Here is an 18,945-nt window from a genome sequence, read left to right as displayed (position 1 = left end):
AGAACAGTTCAACTAAAACCTAAAGGACAACACTTATTATAGCTGCCAAAGGAGATAAACGTTTTAATCTAAATGTGTTTGTACATGCTAGCCATAGACATAACAGAGCACAAATGGATAAAATAATTGTTCCGTACAGTGGTACTATGCTATTGAAAAGACCTATTTGGTTAAAAAGAAGATCTAGCAAAGCCGTAAATCCAAAAAGAGCCAAAGTAAAATTTGTCTTTTGATGCCCTATAAATCAGTAATAACTTGCAATTAATAGTTCAATACTTATGGACAAAGGACCAAATTGGTTATGGTATTCTCTTTTAATTTATACCTCAAATCCTTTGGTAAATTCAACCTTTAATAAAAAGGCAAGACTTAAAGCTGCTCCAATAATCAAAAGTAATAATGACATAATTTTTAAACTTTTTATGAGGCCTTTCTAAATGATTGACACCAGTTAGAATATAAATCGGTAGGGTTTTCTGGCTTCATACTTGTCCATCGACAATAATGCTGAAGCCAGAATCAAACTCTCGTAAACCAATGAACTCCAACTGATTTATATGGTGTATCGTAAACAGTAATATTTTCAATAGTCAATTACATTTCTTATTATATTTTCATCCATTCTTAGGCTTGTTCCGCATTTTAATCTACCTAAACCAAATTCTGGGCTTGTAAAAAGGTTGTCATCGTTTGAATATTGTTTAATTGGTTACTGACTAGACTTTTAAAAGTGCTTGGTCAAAATCAGCAATAATATCTTCTAAATTTTCTATCCCCACCGCACAGCGTATTAAGTTTTCAGGAATACCCAACTGTTTTCTTTCTTCAACAGTAGCTTCAACATGACTTGTTACTTTTGGGGGACCTATCAATGTGCTTACTGAACCCAAACTTGCTGCTAAATGAGCCAGCTCCAAACCATTCAGGAATACTTTAACCTTGTCAAAATCTCCTTTAACAGAAAATGCAAATACCCCTCCAAATCCTGTCATTTGCTCCGATGCGATTTTGTGTCCAGGATGTGATTCTAGACCTGGATAAAAAACTTGTTCAATTTTTTCATGTCTTTCCAAATGTTCAGCCAACTTAAGCGCATTTTCATTTTGTCGTAGAACTCTTAATTCTAACGTTTGAATTCCCCTCAATAACATGTAGGCCGTATTTGCATGCAAGCTAGCTCCGTTGATTTCCCGATAATGGAATATTTGTTGTATTAAAACTTTATTACCACAGACGATTCCACCCATTGCATCAGAATGACCTCCCAGATATTTTGTAGCACTATGAAGAACAATATCAGCGCCAAGCTCCAAAGGGTTTTGATTGATAGGGGTAGCAAATGTGTTGTCTACAACAACCAATGCTCCTGATTCGTGTGCAGATTTAATGAGTCTTTTTAAATCCAATATTTTTAAGGTTGGATTTGTAGGTGTTTCCAGATATAGCAATTTGCAACCTTTTTTTACCTCTGCTTCAATTTCTTCATGATTTGTGGTCTCGCAAAGGTTCACTTCAATTCCATTTTTAGGAAGAAATTCTAAAAATATAATACTTGTTCCACCATAGGTGTCTTTGATAGAAACAACCCTATCTCCTTGGGATAAAAAAGTTGACAAGGTGTTACTTATCGCTGCCATTCCTGTTGAAAAGCTGGTAGCTGCTTCGGCATTTTCAAGAACTCTTACTTTTTCTTCGAAAACCGCTACTGTTGGATTGGTGTTTCTACTATAAATATGACCTTCTTTTTTTCCAATGGCCACATCAAACCAATCATCTACATTGTCATATCCAAATGTTACACTATTTACAATAGGCACCTGGGTTGCGCCTTGATAAAATAATTCCTTTTGTCCTCCCCATACCGCTTTTGTTCCTTGTTTCTTATTCTTCATTTTGCTGTTTTTATTTTTAATGTGTTAATATCCTTTCAATTATTCCTTTAAACATAGTCATTCCCGTTTCTATGATTTCATCGGGGAAGTCATAGTTGGCTTGATGTAGCGCAGGGGATTCTATTCCGGCTCCTATACCAAACATGGCTCCCTTGTATTTTTCAGAAAACCAACCAAAATCTTCTCCAAATTTAAATGCCATACTTTTCTTAATTATATCAAAGTTGCTATTTTTAGCTGTCTCTTTAATAACTTGGTTACAGAACCCGTCATTAACTACGGCGGGAAAATAATCAAACCACGATGTTGTGTGTGGCAATTTGTGTTTTGGACAAACGTCTATTAGAAGGCTTTCTACGTTCTGCTTTAGTCGTTCCATTTTCTCTATACTTTTGGTTCTTAAAGTATAATGTATTTCGCCAAATCCTGCAGAAATACCATAGGATTTAACTCCCATGCTGGAATAAATGGGCACACATAGCCTGAAATCTTCTTTAGTAGGATCATTGTTATTTAGCTTTTCAAATTTTTGTATGAGCTCAGCAATGCACAATGCCGGATTCACTCCATGCTCGGGTTCAGCAGAATGCGATTCTTTACCTTGCAGATGAATAGCAACACTCTGTACTGTGGAAGAAAAATCACCGTTAATAGTTATAATAGAATGAAGGGGCTGACTGGGAATATTGTGCAATGCAAATATATAATCCGGATGTAATTCATTAAACCTATAATCAGATAAAACATCAGGTGCACCGGTACCTGTTTCTTCAGCTGGTTGAAAAAGCAATGCCACTTTTCCTTTCTTAAAATCCTGCTTTTTTAACCAAAAAACAAGTCCGGCCACAATAGCCATATGACCATCGTGACCACATTTATGGGATATACCACTGTTAAGAGAACAGTGCTCAAAACTATTTACTTCTTCAATGGGAAGCGCATCTAATTCACAACGGATTACAATAGTAGGACCATTATTTGAAAACTCATAAATAACTGCTAATCCATTTCCTCCAATATTTTCAATGATTTTGGTATTATGATGCTTTTCAATGAATTTCTTAATCCGTCTGGCTGTTTCTGTCTCTTGCCCTGACAATTCAGGATATCTATGGAGTTCTTTTCTGAGTAATTTTATTTTTTCGATAGTCATCTGTTTTACTTTTTCTGCCCCCTGTAATGATTGTTTACAACATTATATGATTAGTTGCGTGTGTAGCAACTAATTTAATAAACAAATACTTGCCAGAGAAAATTCCGAAGGAATTTTCCAAATAGGCAACGACCAAATCAATTAATTATACTTTGTTGTAGTGCGTTTTTATTTAATATTTTTCTCAATTTCCTTTGTCAATTCTATAACTCCTTTTTCAGTTAGTTTTCCTTCTTTGTAAACCACTTTAATTTTTTCAGTTCCAGCGATTGCATTAAAATTATCATCACAGTCAGATGTTTTTATTGTATCCAAAACATAAATTCGGTATTCAGAATCGATTGTCATATTTTCAACACATTCGTAACAAGGGTCAAATCCACAATATCCAATGTTAATCGGTTTTGAGTCTATTATTTTACCGTTCAATTTGTAAGTGTTCAGAATTGGAACAAAACAATCAGCTTCACCAAGAGTGATTGTCGCAATATAGTTGCCATTGGCAGGAATTATTCCGTAAATATGTTCATATTCAGCATCTTTGGAATATTCAGAACTTAATTTAATATCTAATTTTGGTAAGTCAAGAATTTCATCTGTACAACCATTTATTTTTATTGGAAGAGTTCTTGTCGGAAATTGGTCAATAAAAGCTTGAAATTGGTCGTTGACTTGTGGAATTTCCGAAATCGGTTCTTGACGTTCAGTTGTCAGACTTTTGTCATTTTTGTTTTCTGATTTACAGCTCGAAATCAGAACTAATGTTATTATTAATAATATTCTTTTCATCGGTTTCCTCAAATGCACTACAACGTGTTTGTGTATGGTTAGTTGCGTGTTTCAGCAACTAATTTAGTAAACAAAAACGAACGCGAGAAAATTCCGAAGGAATTTTCCAAATAGGCAACGACCAAAGCAATTAATTATACACGTTGTTGTACACAGTTTTTAATTCTCCTTTTTTTATTAATTCAATTAATTCACACCTTTTTTCTGAATTACTCTGTTCTGTGAAATTTTCTCCAATTCTAACAAAATCATAAGGAATATGTTTGTTTTCAGATTCGATTGTCTTTTCAAAACTACTTTCTCCATAAGCGAGAAGTGTTGTCTTGTCAGAACTTTTAGAACTCAACAAGATTCTTTTTAATTCTCCATTTTTTTTCTTGGTAAAAACTCTAAATCGAGAGCTTTGTAATTCCAATTCAGTTGGATAAAAAGCAATTCCATTTTCGTCAAATATGATTTGCTCACGTCTATTAATTTTTTCAAATGTCTGTCCGAAATCAGAGTTGTCAATAATTATTGCTGTTCCTTTAAAGTCAGCAGGTAGAATTAAGTCAACTTTTTGAATATCTGCAAAATAGAATGCGATTTCATAATAGGCTTTAGATATTGGATAATATAAAATTAATGGTGTTAAAATCCAGATTAGCTTTTGTTTCAGTTTTAGTGTTCCGAACGAAAGAGTAATTGCTCCGATAACAAAAAGTGGAACACCAATTATTCCTCCCATAAAAACAAAAAATGGAATTAAAAATCCTATTATAATTAATCCAATTCCAATTTTGTCAAATTTGTTCATTTCTCAATTTTAGTGCGGATTTTCTTAAATTGTGTACAACGGTTGTGTGTATGGTTAGTTGCGTGTTTAAGCCACTAATTTAGTAAACAAAAACGAATGCGAGAAAATTCCGAAGGAATTTTCCAGATAAGCACTTACCAAAGCAATTAATTATACACGTTGTTGTGCGCTGGCTTTGTTACCAATCTAGTTGCAAAGCTTTATCAGAACCAGGTTCTACTTTTAATTCTTCTTTACAGTATTCAATGGTTTTGTTTATTAATTCCTTTATTTCTCCAAAATTGTCAATTCGTTTTCCGTCAAACGTTGGTGTAACATTTAAGTTTGATTTTATTGAATTAAATGTATTTTCAAAAAGGTCAGCTGTTTTTTCGTCATTTCTAATTACTACATACGAAACTCTAAGCGCATCAAAAGGTCCGTCATTGTGATAAACTTCTTCTCCATTTATTATAGGAAATAACCAAAGCTTTACGTCACTTCCAATATCCGTTTCGTTTTTGATTCCGAAATAGTCATCGGTTTGTTCAAAACCTAATTCAGCTAGTTTTTCAAATTCTCTGCTGTTCGGAATGAAATTTGGGTTTTCAAAGCCAACAATTAGAAATAAATCTCCGAAAGTCGGTTTGTCCTCATTAAATTGAAAATCAATACTTATTCCGTCAAATGCTAGAGTTTCCAAATCCGCAATTTGTGATTCCATTTTATCTTTTTTTTGATTTCCACTATTACAACTTAAAAGTCCGAAAATCAGTATTATGAATGTTAGTCGGTTCATTTTTTTCAGCTTGCGCACAACGGCTCCGTATATGAAAAGTAGCGCTGAAAACAGGCAATTACTTTTTGATTCAACACAAGCCGAATTTTTAAATTTTTCTATTTATCCTTCTTTTACTAAATAGCCAAATTTAAAAATTTGGCGACCTCGAAAAAGTGCCCGTACCTTTCTGTTTGCAACTGCTCGCGCTATTTTTTATATACATTGTTCTACACCGTTTTTCCGCGATGTTTATCTCCAAACTTTTCTATTCAAAATTTCAGCAATTTGCTCTGTATTTTGATTTTCAAGATGCACAAAATTTTCTTCTTTGATGAAATGTCTCAAATCCTTGTAACGGAAACCTTGAATTCCACCCTTCGATTCCTTTTTAAAGTCTATCACATAAAACTCTTCTTCTGGAAGTATGTAATATTTTAAACCTGATTGTGATTCCCCATAATCCAATAGTGCTAAATTCAACCTCTCTTTTTGCCTTTCCGTGTAGTTTTTTGAAATTATATCAAGATTATTATTCGGAAAATCAAAATTTGCTTCTATGATGTTTTCTACCTTTGATATAGACCGAACAGATTTAGATTTATAAAGTCCAAAATATGTAAAATCTTGTTTATGCCAAGTTGTTGGGCAAAAGTACATTTTGTGTCTTTTATTCCATTGGTATGAAAAACCTGTTGGCACAAATAATAACTTATAAGCACTATCATTTACTAACCTTGCCTCATAACAGTAATCTCTAAAGTCTTCATAGAGCAATTTTAATTCATAGTCGTGAACGTTCTCTTCGTAAATTTCCTCTAAATTTTCGATTAGATTCAGAAACAGCAAATTATTAAACTCGATAGTTGTTTCTGGGTATTCTTGTTTTAATTTGTTATTTATTAATTCAACATCTTCATCTGAATAGCAATTGGAACTCAAATGCCATAACTGGTTTTGAACTCCTTTCTTAAAAACATCTCCATATTTGGTTAGTTTTTTTATTAGCTCTCGTTGCGATAATTTAGTTTCAATAACTATTTTAGATGCTTTAACTTCAATAAATCCATCAATTATTCCACGTTTAGAACCTACTTGTTGTGAAAAATTCGCTTGTGGCTCGTAAGATTGTCCTCCATCAGATAATTTTTCGATTATGCTTTTATAGTATTCCACTTTCAAATCATTTAGCCTTGAAAGCATTAATAAAATATTGTTAGTTACCGTATTTTCTCTTTGAGAATATTTTTGAAATTGACTTATTCTCATATTTAGCTTAATATTTTGTTATGCACGATGTTTGTTTTAAATGGTGTAGAACGTGTTGTGTATGGCTAGTTGCGTTGGTTAGGTCTAAAATAATAAAAGAAAACGAACCAGAGGAAAATTCGGAGAATTTTCCGAGTATACACAGACCAAGCAATTAGTTATACACGGTGTTGTGCACTGTTTTTATTTTTTCAGATACTGTTTAGCATCTCTTATATTCAATTCCGTTTCGTCAACTCCTTGTCCAGTTCGGTTTTTGTTAAACACAGGTTCGTCAAGTCGGTCAAGTCCGATTAATATTTGAAAAACTGCAATTCCATTTTCGTTTTCCACTTCCGTTCGCAACCACTTTTTATATTCCTCTATTAAATTCCGATTTCCGATTTTTGATAAGCTCCAATATCCACTAACTCGTTCGTCCTCGTTTTTATAAATTCCAGAGTTCAGTCCGTCGACTATTATTTTTTCCAATTCAGTCGGTTTGTATTCGGTCAGTTTAGATTCCGAAATTATTCCTTTTTCAAATTCCGAGTGAGAATTTCCGTTCTCCTTTTCGAAAATAAAAGCAACTTCTGTAAACTGTTCATTTGTTAATTTCATAACTGTTTTCAATTCGGCGTAACGGTTTTCTCAAATAGTGCACAACGTTATTGTATATGGTTTGTTGCGTGTTTCAAGCAACTAATTTAGTAAATAATTACGGACAAAGAAAGTCCGCGAGGACTTTCGTAAGTAGGCAAGAAGCCAGCAATAAATTATATACGGTGTTGGCATTAGTGTTTTTTTGTTCTAAAATATTCACAATTTATTGCACTTTCCGATTCCGTTGATTCCTTTTTAAATTTACAGAATAAACTTAATCGAACATCTTTTTTGTTAATCTTTTTTCTTGAATATCCTACATAGCGACACAATTCGCACTCTCGAATTTGGATACCTGGAATGTCTAGTTTAGCTGGGACGAATTTTTACGGTCATAAATTATATATTTGAATTATGGCAAAAAGATATGACAATGAATTAAAGGTTACAATAGTAGAACTATTGCAATCAGGAATGAAAGCAAAACAAATAAGTGAGGATTATGGTGTTGCTACCAGCCTTATAAGTCGCTGGAAAAAGGATTACGAGGCTAAATCTGGAGACTTTTCCAAGAAAAGAGAACTTACTATGGAAGAGCAAGAACTTAAATCGTTACGTAAAGAATTACGAGATGTAAAAATGGAGCGTGATATCTTAAAAAAGGCAGTAAGCATCTTTTCCAAGAGCGACCACTAAAATATCAATTCATTTTATCAAATGAATCAGATTTTGTGGTTGAGAAGATGTGTAAATGTATGCATGTCAGTAAAAACGCATATTACAATTGGCGTAAGAATAGGGATTTAGTAAGGACTAAAGACTCTGTAATATTACTAAAGGAAAGGATTAGAGCTATTTTTGAAGATAGTAAAGAGATTTATGGAAGCTGTAGAATACAGAAAATGTTAGAACGAGAAAACTTGAATTATTGCCGTTCCTATATTGCAATATTGATGAAAGAAATGGGGTTAAAAAGTGTTTTAAAAAGAAAGTTTGTAAATACAACAGATTCCAAGCATAACTTTCCATTGGCTAAAAATGAGCTAGATAGAGAATTTTCAAGTTCAACAATAGGAGAAAAATGGGTGTCTGACATCACTTACATTAGAGTAAATGACAACTGGAATTATCTAACAACTATTATAGATTTAGCAGACAGAAAGGTTGTAGGATGGGCGTTAAGCGAAGATATGACTGTACAGAATACGGTGTTAAAAGCTTGGATTCATGCCAGAAGAAATCGAACTATTTCAAATAATTTCATATTTCATTCCGATAGAGGCGTTCAGTATGCAGCCAATACAATGACAAGTATTTTTTCTTTCAATAGCAATATAACACAATCCATGAGTAGAAAAGGGAACTGTTGGGATAATGCAGTAGCAGAAAGCTTTTTTAAGACCATTAAGCACGAATGGCTATATCGGTTTAAGTTTACGTCATACTTACAGTTATTTGACAAAATAAGCCAGTACATTACTTGGTATAATACTAAAAGAATTCATTCAAGCTTAGATTACTTAACACCACTTGAAATGGAACTTAAATTAAAACGAATTATTAACAATGCGGCCTAAAAAATTAGTCCCATTTTTATTAGGTAGTCCATTGTGTATGGTTAGTTGCGTGGTTAAGCAACTAAATTAGTAAACAAATACGAACCAGAGAAAATTCCGAAGGAATTTTCCAAATAAGCACTTGCCAAAGCAATTAATTATACACGGTGTTGTGCAACGTTTTTTATCAACTCCAACTCATATCAATCCGTACTTTTTTATCTTGAATTTCCACTTTTCCACCGTAAGCATCATTTTCTCCAGGAAAGATTTCATATGTTTTTATGTTGTCCTTTATTTTCGGAACATTGTTTTTCAGTCTTTTACTTTGTTTTATCCAATTGTCTATTTCCTTTGAATCTTCAAATTCTAATTCAATTATGAATTGCCGTGTAAAAATGGTTCCTCTTTTGTCAATTTGTAAGTTCTTAATTCCGCTTGGTAACTCATTCAGTCCACCCATTTCAAGTGTTGCTTGAATCGCTTCTTCTTTTTCCCACGGAAGTACATAAGCGTTCGAAATATAAATAAAGGCTAGGAATAAAATAAATACTCCAGCTAATAATCCAATAAGAGTTTTTATTATTCTCATAATGTTTAGCTTAGATGTTTTACAAGGCTTTTAAATTCCAATCCATAACATTTTTAAATAATAAACTATCAGAGTTAAAATTCCAAATCCGATTATAAGAATGTTTGATTTTAAAATTTTTGAAATAATCATACAAAAAAGTCCAGTTACCAATATTTGTCCGCCTTTTACAAATGGACTATTTAAGTCAATTGTAATTCTGTTTGCACTTTCAGTTATTTCGTAAATATTGGAATATCTGTCTAGTATTAAAAACACTACAAAAGTCATTATGGTAATCAAAATCAAAAGTCCGTTTCCAAATATTATTATCCACTTTTTTTTATTTATACCAGATAAATTCATAATTAAAGTACTGATTTCGAGCGTGTGTCAAATGTTGCACAACGTTTTGTGTATGATTAGTTGCGTGTTTAAGTAACTAATTTAGTAAACAAAAACGAGCGCAAGAAAATTCCGAAGGAATTTTCTAAATAAGCAAGACCAAAGCAATTAATTATACACGTTGTTACCACACGTTTTTATCCTCGAATATTTATATCAGTTAGTTTGTTTTTCGTATTTAAATCCGCAACAATATCGTGTTTCCAAAATAAATCTCCATCGCTAAATATCAATTCAGAATTTCCTTTTCCAAAAAATGATATTGAAGTCAGTTTAATTCTTTTTATAAATTCACTTTCTGATAATTCACTTTCGTTTTCTTCAAGCCAATTTTCGTTTTTTAGAGGAAGTAGCTTTTTAGTAATTCCACTTTTAATTCCGCTTTCATTATCCGCAATCCAATTCAAATTCCGATTTATTTGTTCAATGAATTTATTTTCATTTAATTCAATTTCACTTGGGTCGTAAGTTATATCTACTTTATTCCCAAAAAGCGATAAGCTGGTTGTGTTAGTTACCAGAGTTGATTTTCCAGTATAATTATCTTTCTTTTTAGCTTGCGGAAATTTTTCAAAAAAATCTCCACTAACTGTTACAGAAAGAACTTCAAAATCTTCACTTTCTGTTTTAAAGTCAGATTTTGACAAATTAATATTTCCTTTTTTCTTGAATCTTGAAAATATTCCCATAGGTTTTTCTCAAATGTGTGGTAACGGTTCGTATAACCGCAGTTACGGATTAATATGCGTTAATTTTCGGTTTGGCACAGACGTTAGCAATTCCGAGTGGATTCGGACGTAGTCGAATCCGCCGTAATTGCGGTTATACATTGTTGTACACAGTACTTTTTTCATTTTATCACTTCTTTCCATTTGTCAGATTCCGCAAACTCTTTTACAATTCGGTTTCTTTCAGTTAGTAATTCAGTCATATATTTTTTCAGAAACAGCTTGTCCGCTAACTTTCCTAAAATTCCAAAAGGCGATTTATATTCAAAAAAGTCGGTCATCAAAGTTCTGCCATTCGATTCCGAAAAATGATGTTCGTGTTTAAATTCCGCAAACGCTCCTTTAACCATTTCGTCCGCAAAGTAATTCGGTCTGTCATATTCCGTTATTTTAGAAGTCAGTTTTTGATAGATTCCAAAGTGTTTAGCTCTCCAAGTTACACTTTCATTCATTCCAATTAATCCGCTTGTTTTTCCAGCGATTGCTTCTTCATTAGTTTGTTCAGTCGATATTTTGTGCAAATCGATACTTCGCGACAAGTCAAACACGATATTTCTGTCGGCTTTTATTTCAGTTTGAAGTTCGATTCTCGGCATTTTTGGGGTATTGTGTACAACGGCTCGGGTATGAAACGTAGGGCATTTCGGAGCACTTAACTGTCCGCCTGAAACCAAGCTTGCTAAGAACCCGAAACTTGCGGAATCCACTGTCCGCCCTATGTTTTATACCCATTGTTGTGCGTTCGTTTTTTTATTTTTTCAATTCGCTTTTACTCCATTCAAGTCCGTCAAATAACGCCTGTTCACTTATTAACCATTCAGCTTTTTCATCTTCCGTGAAAGCTAAATTTCTCTCTTCAATTTGACTGTCAAGGTTTGATTTACCAACTCCATATCCGTGAATTTTGTCGGTTGAGGCAAGTTTGACTTTGTAGCCAAGTTTTGTTTTCTCAATTCTTAATCCACCTATGTATTCATCCCAAAGGTCGAATGGAATAAACTTTACTTGTCCTTTTTCAATTGACTTTATTCTTTCGGTCCAATAGTCGATAAGTTTTACTGCACCAAATGCCAAAATCGAATCGGAATTAATTTTTTGCTTTTCAATTTCCGATTCATCAATTTCCAAGAAGTCAAATAAATAGTAACTGTCGGCTGTTCTCGAAAAACTTGGCATCAAGTCAATTTTTAAAAAGAGGTCATCGTGTCCACTTCCAAGTCTATCAATAATCAGTCTTATCATATCTATTTCTTCTCTTTCCAAGTCGAATATTCTTCCCAATCTTCTAGATAGTCATCCTTACTTTCGTCATCGTCCCTTTCTCCGAAACCATAACTTGAAGCTCTCGGATATTCAGCTTCTGAAACGATGTCTCTAAAGTCTTCATTGGCTCTTCTTACCAAAAAGTCAATTTTGTTAACGTCTTTATCCGCCAATTTCAAAATAGAAGCCGAAATCCTGTTTTTCCCGTTTTGAGAGTCACTTTTGATTTTCTCCAATTTGGTTTTGACTACTTCCTTATCATTGGGAAATTCTCGACTAATCAAAAAGTCCAAGTCTCCGTCCGAAATTTTCGCTACTGGCTGTTTTCCTTTTGTCAGAATAAGTTACTTTTCTTTCATTTGGATTCTTGGTCTTTTTAAATGACGCACAACGTTGTTGTATAAGATTAGTTGCGTGATTTAAGCACTAAATTTAGCAAATAAATCACAGATAGAAAATCCGCGAGGATTTTCGTAAGTAGGCTAGAACTAGCTATTAATTATACACGTTGTTGTAAAATGTTTTTATTTCATATTACTAATTGAAATCTATTCTTGATATTCTGATTGTAATATTTTCCAAAAGATTCTGCTTTTTTAAATTCATTCCACTTTGCAATTGGAACTTCTTTGTGAATATATGTTTTAGATTTTGTTTCTATTATTAAAAAACCATTAATTCCATTACAAGAATAAAAATCCGCATTGTAAATCCAAGAACTTTTACTTGTATCACAATTGTCTGTAATTTTGAATTCTGATGATTTTATGATTTTTAAAGCACTTTGATAAGATTCAAAGTCATTATTTATTTTACTACAATCTTGTCCACTACAAGATACTGTTAGTAAAACTATTAAAATTAAAAAAAATGGTCTGAAATGTTTTATCATATTAAAATTCATTTTCTAAATCTTCAAAAGCATTTTTAACATCGCTCATTGCACTTTCAACATCCCAAACATTCGATTGCCAATCCTCGAAACTAAAATCTCCAATTTCGCTGTTCAAATCGTCCAATTCATCACTCAAATCAGAAGTATAGCTTTCTAAATTTGATATTTTTTCTAAAGCTTCTTCCAGTTCAGAACTTTTGTCATCTAATTCATATTGTAAATCATCTATTTGAGAATGTAAATCAGATATTTGTGATTCTAAATCTGCTATCTGTTCTTGATTACAACTTATGATAGTTGTTGAAAATAATATTAGGTAAATAAGTTTTTTCATTGCTACTCTAATTTGTAAACGGTGGACTTGTAATATTCTACTTTCATTATACATTCTTTGGAATAGCCAGCGTATCCAAAATATCCATTGAATTTTATAAATAGATTGGTGTCTTTAACTTCGTATAAGTCTCCATCACCATCTGTCAAATTAATTTTGTAATCTCCTTTATCAACTTCTGTTTTCACATAGATATATTCAATTTCGTTTCCATCTTCGTCAAGAGTTCCATAATCGAGTTCTACTTTTTTATAAAATTCATCAACTGTGTAGCTATCCAAATCATCAAGATTTTGTCCAAATGATAAAGTTGATATAATAGCAAAAGTTAAAAATAGTATCGTTTTTCTCATTGTTTGTTGGTTTGGTCAAATGTTTTACAACGTTTATGTATAAGATTAGTGGCGTGTTTTAGCACCTAATTTAGCAAATAAACACCAGATAGAAAATCCGCGAGGATTTTCGTAAGTAGGCGAGAACTAGCCATTAATTTTATACGGTGTTGTATGCAGTTTTTTTAGTTCATCAATTCCATCAATTTCTTTAAAAATCATTTTTCGGTCTGTATTTAAATAAACGTATTTTTTATTCAGATCATCAAATTTAAATCTGATTTCTCCGTACTTAATGAGAAAGATTGGTTTTTTTATTCTAAAATCCGAAATCATTTCTATGTTATATTTTTCAATTCCTTTTTTTAAAAGTGGGTTTGAGTAAGTAATCGTAAGTATATTATTTTCTTTTTTTATATTTTCAACGTATAACGGTTTTGACCAAAATCGGTTTGCAATATTTCCAATAATCCAACCAATACAAAATCCGATACTTGCCTTAAATTCAGGAAAAATGTATTCAATTAATAGCAAAATAGGGATTACTAAAAGGAAAGAAAATGTCTTATATAAGATTTTAAAATTTCTATTCATTGATTTTTTCTCCAATTGCATACAACGTGTTTGTGTATGATTTCGTTGCGTGTTTAAGCACTAAAGTTAGCAAATAAATCACAGATAGAAAGTCCGCGAGGACTTTCGTAAGTAGGCTATAACTAGCAATGAATTATACACGGTGTTCTATGCAGTTTTTTCTACAATTCGTTCATTAAACGGACGAGCATCATTGAGAAAATATCTACATTGTTATTAAATTCCAAAAATGGACTTTTTCCAGCATCTTTCTGAATATCAATTCCGTTTTTATATGGTGTTATGTCTAAAATTTTATTTAGTCGGATTGTTTTATTACCTCTCGAACCCATAAAAATAAGTCGTTTGTTTGTCAGATAGATATTTCCGCTGTCGATAACTTGCCAAACATCTTCAGAAACTGATTTTGCGGAAATGCTACCCATTCTATAATAAACTCCTTTTGCAATTTTTATTCTTGCTGTTGGTCCGCCGTAATTTATTCTTTTTGTTACTCGTCTTTGCTCTTGCCAATTTACATTAGCCATAAAGTACAAATTTTCGCTTTTCTGAATATTAATTGGTGGATTTTCATAAATCGGTAGTTCTCCGTTTTCAATAGTCCAATAAAGTCGATAACGTTCAAGATTTTCTTTTGTTCTTTGATTAAGATTAGGTTCTATACCAAGACTCAAAGAAATCTCATTCATTTTCTCAAACTCCTCGTCACTTAATCTTTCGTCAGAAACTGCTTCATTGATAAAATCGTTTAATACTTTATTGGAATTAGTTTGCAGAATATCGTCAGCAACTTGGTCATTAAGCAACAGATTCTTTTTAAGTAATTCTAGATTGTCTTTTTCTTCCTGCGTTAAAATTCCGTCCGAAACTGCATTTTTCACTTCTTGGTCATATAGTTTCTTTGTCTCAAAATTCAAGACTTGCTTAATTTCTACATCTGTTAAATGCAGTAATTTCTTTAAGTGTAAAAATGTATTGATTTCACTTTCCTCAATTATATGGTCTTCTAGACAATGGTGAATATATTTTCTAAATAAGTCAAGTCGAAGAGCTTTAAACTTTTTGTTTAACTTGATTTTATATTTATCCGTAATTTCTTGGATTTGTTCCAAACTTACATTTGTCAAATCTTCTTCATTTTCAACGAAAAGATTGTTAATTTCAATCAGGGCGTTTTCTTTCGGTGTCCTTTTTAGGATTTTTCCGATTAATGAAGGTTTCTTGTTTTCTTTAATTTTAAATATGCTCATTCGGTTGGTTTAAATTGCATAGAACGGTCTTGTGTATGGTTAGTTGCGTGTTTCAGCAACTAATTTAGTAAACAAAAACGAACGCGAGAAAATTCCGAAGGAATTTTCCAAATAATCACTTGCCAAAGCAATTAATTATACACGTTGTTGTAAGTAGTGCTTTTTCGCTTACTTGCTCAATTTCAGGATTCGGAATGCACCTTGAATTACCAACGCAAAAACGATTGTTCCGATAATTAAATCAGGTTTACTCGAACTCAACCAATTTACCAAAATTCCAGCAATTATTACTCCTAAATTGATAATCACGTCATTTGATGTAAAAATCATACTCGCTTTCATATGAGCCTCTTCTTTGCTTTTTGACTTTTGCAAAATGTAAAGACAAATTCCGTTTGCGATAAGTGCAAAAATCGAAACGATAATCATTGTCGAAAAATCGGGAAGTTTCTCGTCTCCAAAAAATCTTCTTAAAACTTCCACAAATCCAATAATCGCAAGTGTTATTTGAAAATATCCAGCAAGTTTTGCAATCCGCTTTTTCTTAACTATAGTTCCTCCAACCGCAAACAAACTAATTCCGTACACGAAACTGTCGGCAAGCATATCCAAACTGTCTGCAACAAGTCCCATTGATTTTGAGATAATTCCTGTTGTCATTTCGATAATGAAAAAAGCAAAATTGATTGCAAGTACAGACCAAAGTAGCTTTTTTTGGTTTGCGTTTTCTTTAAATTCCGTTTGGTCGGTTTGTTCCGTTGAGATTTTTTTTCCGCCTAAATTCAGTTCGATAACTGACTTTTCGATTTGGTCAATTTCTCCGCTGTGAAAAACAGTCAATTTTCGATTCGGAATATCAAAGTCCAGATTCGCAATACTTGAAATTCCGTCCAATTTCATTCGGATTAGATTTTCCTCTGAAGGACAGTCCATTTTGGTAATTTCAAATATCGTTTTATTCACTCGGTTTCTGGGTTTTTCGGCATTACTTACAACGGGTTTGTGTATGATTTCGTTGCGTGTTTAAGCACTAAAGTTAGCAAATAAATCACAGATAGAAAGTCCGCGAGGACTTTCGTAAATAGGCTATAACTAGCAATGAATTATACACGTTGTTAGCTACAGTATTTTTAATTTTCTAAATAATCTTCTATAAAGTGAGTTCTATTGTATAAAAATAGCCAACCCATTTTGTTAGTTTTTGAATTAGGTTGATTTTGATAAGTCCATTCAATACGATAATTTTTTGTCTCCCATACTTGAGCTTTGTTTCCTATTTTTCTTCTGTCTTTTACGAATCCAGTCGGCAAGTTATCCCAATGTTTTATTAATTCATTTCTAATTTTCTCATAAATCTCAAAAGGTAAACCATCTCCATTTTCTCCAAAAATCACGTGTAATGAAATTAGTTTTTTACTTTCAAAATATGCAACTAATCGATAAGGAAAATCTGTTTTAATATCTACTAACTCCATTTCAGATGATGCTATGACCCAACCAGTCTCTGGTAATGGATCTGGTGCAGTAATTTCTCCAAGACCATCTAATTCGAAAGGTTTGAGAGTAGGATTTTTGTCTTGGGCTTTTACCAAGATACTCATCAGTATTAGAATTAGTAAAAATGTTTGTTTCATTTCGAATGTTCGTTTTTTCATATTGTAGCTAACGCTCAGTGTATGGTTTGTTGCGTGATTAAGTTACTAATTTAGCAAACTTTGACGAGCCTGAGAAAATTCCGAAGGAATTTTCCAGATAAGCACTTGGTAAGCAATGAACTATACACAATGTTGTATGCCGTGTTTTATTTTGGTTTGTTGTTCCGATTTGATTTATAAGTACAGCTTATCATTCCGACGTTGTTCGCAGAATAGCAGGACTTTTGGGTTTAGGAAACCAACTTCGCAAAAATTTTCAATCGTCATTTTCCGAACGGCTTGTCAGTCCGACGTTGTTGGGTTTCTTTTCTTAGGTTTTGCTTGATAGTCCGATTTTAGCTTTTTTATTTTTTCTTTTACGTACGAGAGTCTAGTCCGGCGTTTTGTTTTTAAAGATCAGCTTTTTTCTTAAAATTCTGAACTTGTTTTTTTAATTCCGCACCTTTTATATACCGCTCGTAGCTCTTTAACCACATGGCATACAACGTTGTTGTATAAGATTAGTTGCGGGTTTTAAGCACTAAAGTTAGCAAATAAATCACAGATAGAAAGTCCGAGAGGACTTTCGTAAGTAAGCTAGAAACTAGCAATTAATTTTATACGGTGTTGTATGCAGTTATTTTAATTTTTTAAAAGGACACTCTTATTTAATTGTCTATTTACAATCAAATTATGAAAAAATTATAAGCAAAGAGTGTCCTTAAATCAGTAGTTAAAATCTGTCTTATTTATTTCTTCCAAAAGTGTAAATTAATGCAATGTTCACACCTACTCCTGCACTAATGTTGGTATCAAAACTTTGTTGGTTTCCGTTGTTGTCTTGAAAATTAAAGTCATCTCCATCTAAGCCATCTAGGTTATTTCCAAGATTAAACCAATATCTTGCAGATGCTTCTAGACCAAAGCTAGTTTTCTTGCCTAAATAAAATCTGTAATACACACCAGGGCCAGCGGTAAATTGTGTATATTCCAACTCTTGTTGCCCATTTAATAAATCTACTTCGGTACGGTGGGCTTTAAAATCTATTCTGGCATCCAAATTTTCGGTAATTCTATAACCTACTCCAGGGCCCGTCGTCCAAGGGATTTCTATTTCCGAATTAAGGTCTTCTTGTTCATCTGATTTAATAAAATCTGGTATTTCAAGTCCTATTCCGTGCGAATAATCAAAAATCCACCTGTTTGTTGTATAGGTTGCATTGAGGTTAAAACCACCTAACAAAAAGGGTTGTGCCAAATCTGTACCTAAGGTAAATTTATGGCTGTACCTAAACGGTTCTTTTTCTTGGTCTTGTGATTGTGCAAATAGTGTAAAATTTGAAAATAAAATGATGATAATGATTAACTTTTTCATTGCTTATAGTTTTAAATTATTAAATATTTAGTGATGTGTGTTTTTTAAAATCCGACACCGAAGTTGATGCTTACTTGGCTGTTCCTAAAGTTGATGTCCTGCCCTTCTCCTGTGACGTCACCGCGCCTATTGGAAATTTCGTAGTCAAGGTCTACATTAAAAGAAATTTTGGTATTTATAGGAAAAGAATAGCCTATACCGCCCAGAATACTTGTTCCAACAGCGAATTGATGTTCAAATCGGTTTTCATTTAGAAATCTGGTTTTTTCTGTCATTTGACCAAAACCTATATTTGTTTTTACAAATAGTCCTTTGTTGAATTCTTTAGAAAAATGATATTTACCACTTAAGCCTACATGATAATAATTGAAGAAATATTCTTCGCTATCGTTGGGTCCACCAACGTTTGGACTTGCGAAAAAACCTTTAACACCAGCCCCTAAACCAAAACCTTTCCATTGAGCGGGTGCATAATAAAAGAATGTTGCAAGAGTGAATCCATCGTTTCTTCCAAAACCACGATCGTCGTTAATAGTTTCTTTGTCACTTAGTCGACCACTAAAGAATGTATTACCATAACCAATGCTAAAATTGGCATACACAGGTAGTTTTTCACTTTTGTCTTGTGCGCTTAAGTGGCTACCAATTAAAACAATAAATATTAAGAGAAATAGTTGCTTTTTCATAATGTACTTTTTTATTTAGTACAAAATTACTTGACAGTATTTGCTTATGAATTGATCAGGGTTAAGAAAAGAATATACGCTATT

23 protein-coding genes are annotated in these 18,945 nt (G+C 32.6%); 1 reads left to right on the top strand and 22 read right to left on the bottom strand.

Translation table 11 applies throughout. The annotated features are described in order from the left end of the window. Positions 1-716 precede the first annotated feature (716 nt). The 7 genes from HM987_RS09490 to HM987_RS09460 all read right to left on the bottom strand — a co-directional run bounded on the left by HM987_RS09490 (position 717) and on the right by HM987_RS09460 (position 7,256). A complete protein-coding gene (locus HM987_RS09490; RefSeq protein ID WP_179007506.1) occupies positions 717-1,892 on the bottom strand; it encodes a cystathionine gamma-synthase family protein in 1,176 nt (391 codons plus the stop codon). A 16-nt stretch (positions 1,893-1,908) separates the two neighbouring features. Next, positions 1,909-3,045 carry an amidohydrolase gene (locus HM987_RS09485; protein WP_179007503.1) on the bottom strand — a complete coding sequence of 379 codons (1,137 nt, stop codon included), beginning with the start codon at positions 3,043-3,045 and terminating at the stop codon, positions 1,909-1,911. 168 nt (positions 3,046-3,213) lie between these two features. Further along, positions 3,214-3,834, bottom strand: a complete 621-nt coding sequence (locus HM987_RS09480; protein WP_179007500.1) for a hypothetical protein — start codon at positions 3,832-3,834, stop codon at positions 3,214-3,216. 130 nt (positions 3,835-3,964) lie between these two features. Beyond that, positions 3,965-4,630 carry a hypothetical protein gene (locus HM987_RS09475; RefSeq protein ID WP_179007497.1) on the bottom strand — a complete coding sequence of 222 codons (666 nt, stop codon included), beginning with the start codon at positions 4,628-4,630 and terminating at the stop codon, positions 3,965-3,967. A gap of 178 nt (positions 4,631-4,808) precedes the next feature. Then, positions 4,809-5,333, bottom strand: coding sequence for a hypothetical protein (locus HM987_RS09470; RefSeq protein WP_179007494.1), 525 nt, complete (start codon positions 5,331-5,333; stop codon positions 4,809-4,811). A 306-nt stretch (positions 5,334-5,639) separates the two neighbouring features. Then, complete coding sequence (locus tag HM987_RS09465) at positions 5,640-6,656, bottom strand: hypothetical protein (RefSeq protein WP_179007491.1); 1,017 nt, start codon at positions 6,654-6,656, stop codon at positions 5,640-5,642. Between the two features lie 183 nt (positions 6,657-6,839). After that, positions 6,840-7,256 carry a hypothetical protein gene (locus HM987_RS09460; RefSeq protein ID WP_179007488.1) on the bottom strand — a complete coding sequence of 139 codons (417 nt, stop codon included), beginning with the start codon at positions 7,254-7,256 and terminating at the stop codon, positions 6,840-6,842. 396 nt (positions 7,257-7,652) lie between these two features. Here HM987_RS09460 and HM987_RS09455 point away from each other — a divergent pair. Beyond that, positions 7,653-8,815, top strand: a protein-coding gene (locus HM987_RS09455; RefSeq protein WP_179005723.1) for an IS3 family transposase whose coding sequence is annotated in 2 segments (ribosomal slippage) — positions 7,653-7,890 and positions 7,890-8,815 — 1,164 coding nt in all. Because the reading frame shifts where the segments join, the coding sequence is not laid out codon by codon here. Between the two features lie 166 nt (positions 8,816-8,981). Here the strand turns inward: HM987_RS09455 and HM987_RS09450 are convergent. The 15 genes from HM987_RS09450 to HM987_RS09380 form a co-directional block, all read right to left on the bottom strand. After that, a complete protein-coding gene (locus tag HM987_RS09450) occupies positions 8,982-9,386 on the bottom strand; it encodes a hypothetical protein (RefSeq protein WP_179007485.1) in 405 nt (134 codons plus the stop codon). A 30-nt stretch (positions 9,387-9,416) separates the two neighbouring features. After that, a complete protein-coding gene (locus tag HM987_RS09445) occupies positions 9,417-9,731 on the bottom strand; it encodes a hypothetical protein (protein ID WP_179007482.1) in 315 nt (104 codons plus the stop codon). A 176-nt stretch (positions 9,732-9,907) separates the two neighbouring features. Next, a complete protein-coding gene (locus HM987_RS09440; protein ID WP_179007478.1) occupies positions 9,908-10,459 on the bottom strand; it encodes a DUF2262 domain-containing protein in 552 nt (183 codons plus the stop codon). A gap of 161 nt (positions 10,460-10,620) precedes the next feature. After that, entirely contained in the window at positions 10,621-11,094 is a 474-nt protein-coding gene (locus HM987_RS09435; protein ID WP_179007475.1) for an SRPBCC family protein, read from the bottom strand. A gap of 154 nt (positions 11,095-11,248) precedes the next feature. Then, entirely contained in the window at positions 11,249-11,761 is a 513-nt protein-coding gene (locus tag HM987_RS09430) for a hypothetical protein (RefSeq protein WP_179007471.1), read from the bottom strand. Continuing rightward, positions 11,743-11,997: a hypothetical protein gene (locus HM987_RS09425; RefSeq protein WP_179007467.1), complete on the bottom strand. Its 255-nt coding sequence runs from the start codon at positions 11,995-11,997 to the stop codon at positions 11,743-11,745. Before HM987_RS09425 ends, HM987_RS09430 begins: the two co-directional genes overlap by 19 nt. A 293-nt stretch (positions 11,998-12,290) precedes the next feature. After that, a complete protein-coding gene (locus tag HM987_RS09420; protein WP_179007465.1) occupies positions 12,291-12,653 on the bottom strand; it encodes a KTSC domain-containing protein in 363 nt (120 codons plus the stop codon). Position 12,654: 1 nt separating this feature from the next. After that, positions 12,655-12,990, bottom strand: a complete 336-nt coding sequence (locus tag HM987_RS09415; RefSeq protein WP_027127246.1) for a hypothetical protein — start codon at positions 12,988-12,990, stop codon at positions 12,655-12,657. A gap of 2 nt (positions 12,991-12,992) precedes the next feature. Then, positions 12,993-13,343, bottom strand: coding sequence for a hypothetical protein (locus HM987_RS09410; protein WP_179007463.1), 351 nt, complete (start codon positions 13,341-13,343; stop codon positions 12,993-12,995). A gap of 126 nt (positions 13,344-13,469) precedes the next feature. Continuing rightward, entirely contained in the window at positions 13,470-13,937 is a 468-nt protein-coding gene (locus HM987_RS09405) for a hypothetical protein (RefSeq protein ID WP_179007461.1), read from the bottom strand. A 140-nt stretch (positions 13,938-14,077) separates the two neighbouring features. After that, positions 14,078-15,166 (bottom strand): hypothetical protein, encoded by a 1,089-nt coding sequence (locus HM987_RS09400; protein WP_179007459.1) that lies wholly within the window; start codon positions 15,164-15,166, stop codon positions 14,078-14,080. Positions 15,167-15,334: 168 nt separating this feature from the next. After that, positions 15,335-16,129, bottom strand: coding sequence for a cation transporter (locus HM987_RS09395; protein WP_179007457.1), 795 nt, complete (start codon positions 16,127-16,129; stop codon positions 15,335-15,337). A gap of 167 nt (positions 16,130-16,296) precedes the next feature. Then, on the bottom strand, positions 16,297-16,800 hold the full coding sequence (locus tag HM987_RS09390) for a hypothetical protein (RefSeq protein WP_179006214.1): 504 nt from the start codon (positions 16,798-16,800) through the stop codon (positions 16,297-16,299). Positions 16,801-17,545: 745 nt separating this feature from the next. After that, positions 17,546-18,175: a hypothetical protein gene (locus tag HM987_RS09385; protein WP_179007455.1), complete on the bottom strand. Its 630-nt coding sequence runs from the start codon at positions 18,173-18,175 to the stop codon at positions 17,546-17,548. A gap of 44 nt (positions 18,176-18,219) precedes the next feature. After that, positions 18,220-18,861 carry a hypothetical protein gene (locus HM987_RS09380; RefSeq protein WP_179007452.1) on the bottom strand — a complete coding sequence of 214 codons (642 nt, stop codon included), beginning with the start codon at positions 18,859-18,861 and terminating at the stop codon, positions 18,220-18,222. Positions 18,862-18,945: the final 84 nt, after the last annotated feature.

The organism is Winogradskyella forsetii (genome assembly GCF_013394595.1).
In the GTDB taxonomy this organism is placed as follows: Bacteria; Bacteroidota; Bacteroidia; order Flavobacteriales; family Flavobacteriaceae; genus Winogradskyella; species Winogradskyella forsetii.
This window is presented reverse-complemented; position numbering and strand designations above follow the sequence as displayed.

Excerpts from the sequence above, each read along its gene's own strand:
- HM987_RS09460 (WP_179007488.1), bottom strand. The coding sequence starts at position 7,256 with ATGAAATTAACAAATGAACAGTTTACAGAAGTTGCTTTTATTTTCGAA.
- HM987_RS09485 (WP_179007503.1), bottom strand. The coding sequence starts at position 3,045 with ATGACTATCGAAAAAATAAAATTACTCAGAAAAGAACTCCATAGATAT.
- HM987_RS09490 (WP_179007506.1), bottom strand. The coding sequence starts at position 1,892 with ATGAAGAATAAGAAACAAGGAACAAAAGCGGTATGGGGAGGACAAAAG.
- HM987_RS09405 (WP_179007461.1), bottom strand. The coding sequence starts at position 13,937 with ATGCAATTGGAGAAAAAATCAATGAATAGAAATTTTAAAATCTTATAT.
- HM987_RS09450 (WP_179007485.1), bottom strand. The coding sequence starts at position 9,386 with ATGAGAATAATAAAAACTCTTATTGGATTATTAGCTGGAGTATTTATT.
- HM987_RS09475 (WP_179007497.1), bottom strand. The coding sequence starts at position 4,630 with ATGAACAAATTTGACAAAATTGGAATTGGATTAATTATAATAGGATTT.
- HM987_RS09470 (WP_179007494.1), bottom strand. The coding sequence starts at position 5,333 with ATGGAATCACAAATTGCGGATTTGGAAACTCTAGCATTTGACGGAATA.
- HM987_RS09415 (WP_027127246.1), bottom strand. The coding sequence starts at position 12,990 with ATGAAAAAACTTATTTACCTAATATTATTTTCAACAACTATCATAAGT.
- HM987_RS09420 (WP_179007465.1), bottom strand. The coding sequence starts at position 12,653 with ATGATAAAACATTTCAGACCATTTTTTTTAATTTTAATAGTTTTACTA.
- HM987_RS09480 (WP_179007500.1), bottom strand. The coding sequence starts at position 3,834 with ATGAAAAGAATATTATTAATAATAACATTAGTTCTGATTTCGAGCTGT.
- HM987_RS09445 (WP_179007482.1), bottom strand. The coding sequence starts at position 9,731 with ATGAATTTATCTGGTATAAATAAAAAAAAGTGGATAATAATATTTGGA.
- HM987_RS09465 (WP_179007491.1), bottom strand. The coding sequence starts at position 6,656 with ATGAGAATAAGTCAATTTCAAAAATATTCTCAAAGAGAAAATACGGTA.
- HM987_RS09400 (WP_179007459.1), bottom strand. The coding sequence starts at position 15,166 with ATGAGCATATTTAAAATTAAAGAAAACAAGAAACCTTCATTAATCGGA.
- HM987_RS09390 (WP_179006214.1), bottom strand. The coding sequence starts at position 16,800 with ATGAAACAAACATTTTTACTAATTCTAATACTGATGAGTATCTTGGTA.
- HM987_RS09440 (WP_179007478.1), bottom strand. The coding sequence starts at position 10,459 with ATGGGAATATTTTCAAGATTCAAGAAAAAAGGAAATATTAATTTGTCA.
- HM987_RS09410 (WP_179007463.1), bottom strand. The coding sequence starts at position 13,343 with ATGAGAAAAACGATACTATTTTTAACTTTTGCTATTATATCAACTTTA.
- HM987_RS09380 (WP_179007452.1), bottom strand. The coding sequence starts at position 18,861 with ATGAAAAAGCAACTATTTCTCTTAATATTTATTGTTTTAATTGGTAGC.
- HM987_RS09435 (WP_179007475.1), bottom strand. The coding sequence starts at position 11,094 with ATGCCGAGAATCGAACTTCAAACTGAAATAAAAGCCGACAGAAATATC.
- HM987_RS09385 (WP_179007455.1), bottom strand. The coding sequence starts at position 18,175 with ATGAAAAAGTTAATCATTATCATCATTTTATTTTCAAATTTTACACTA.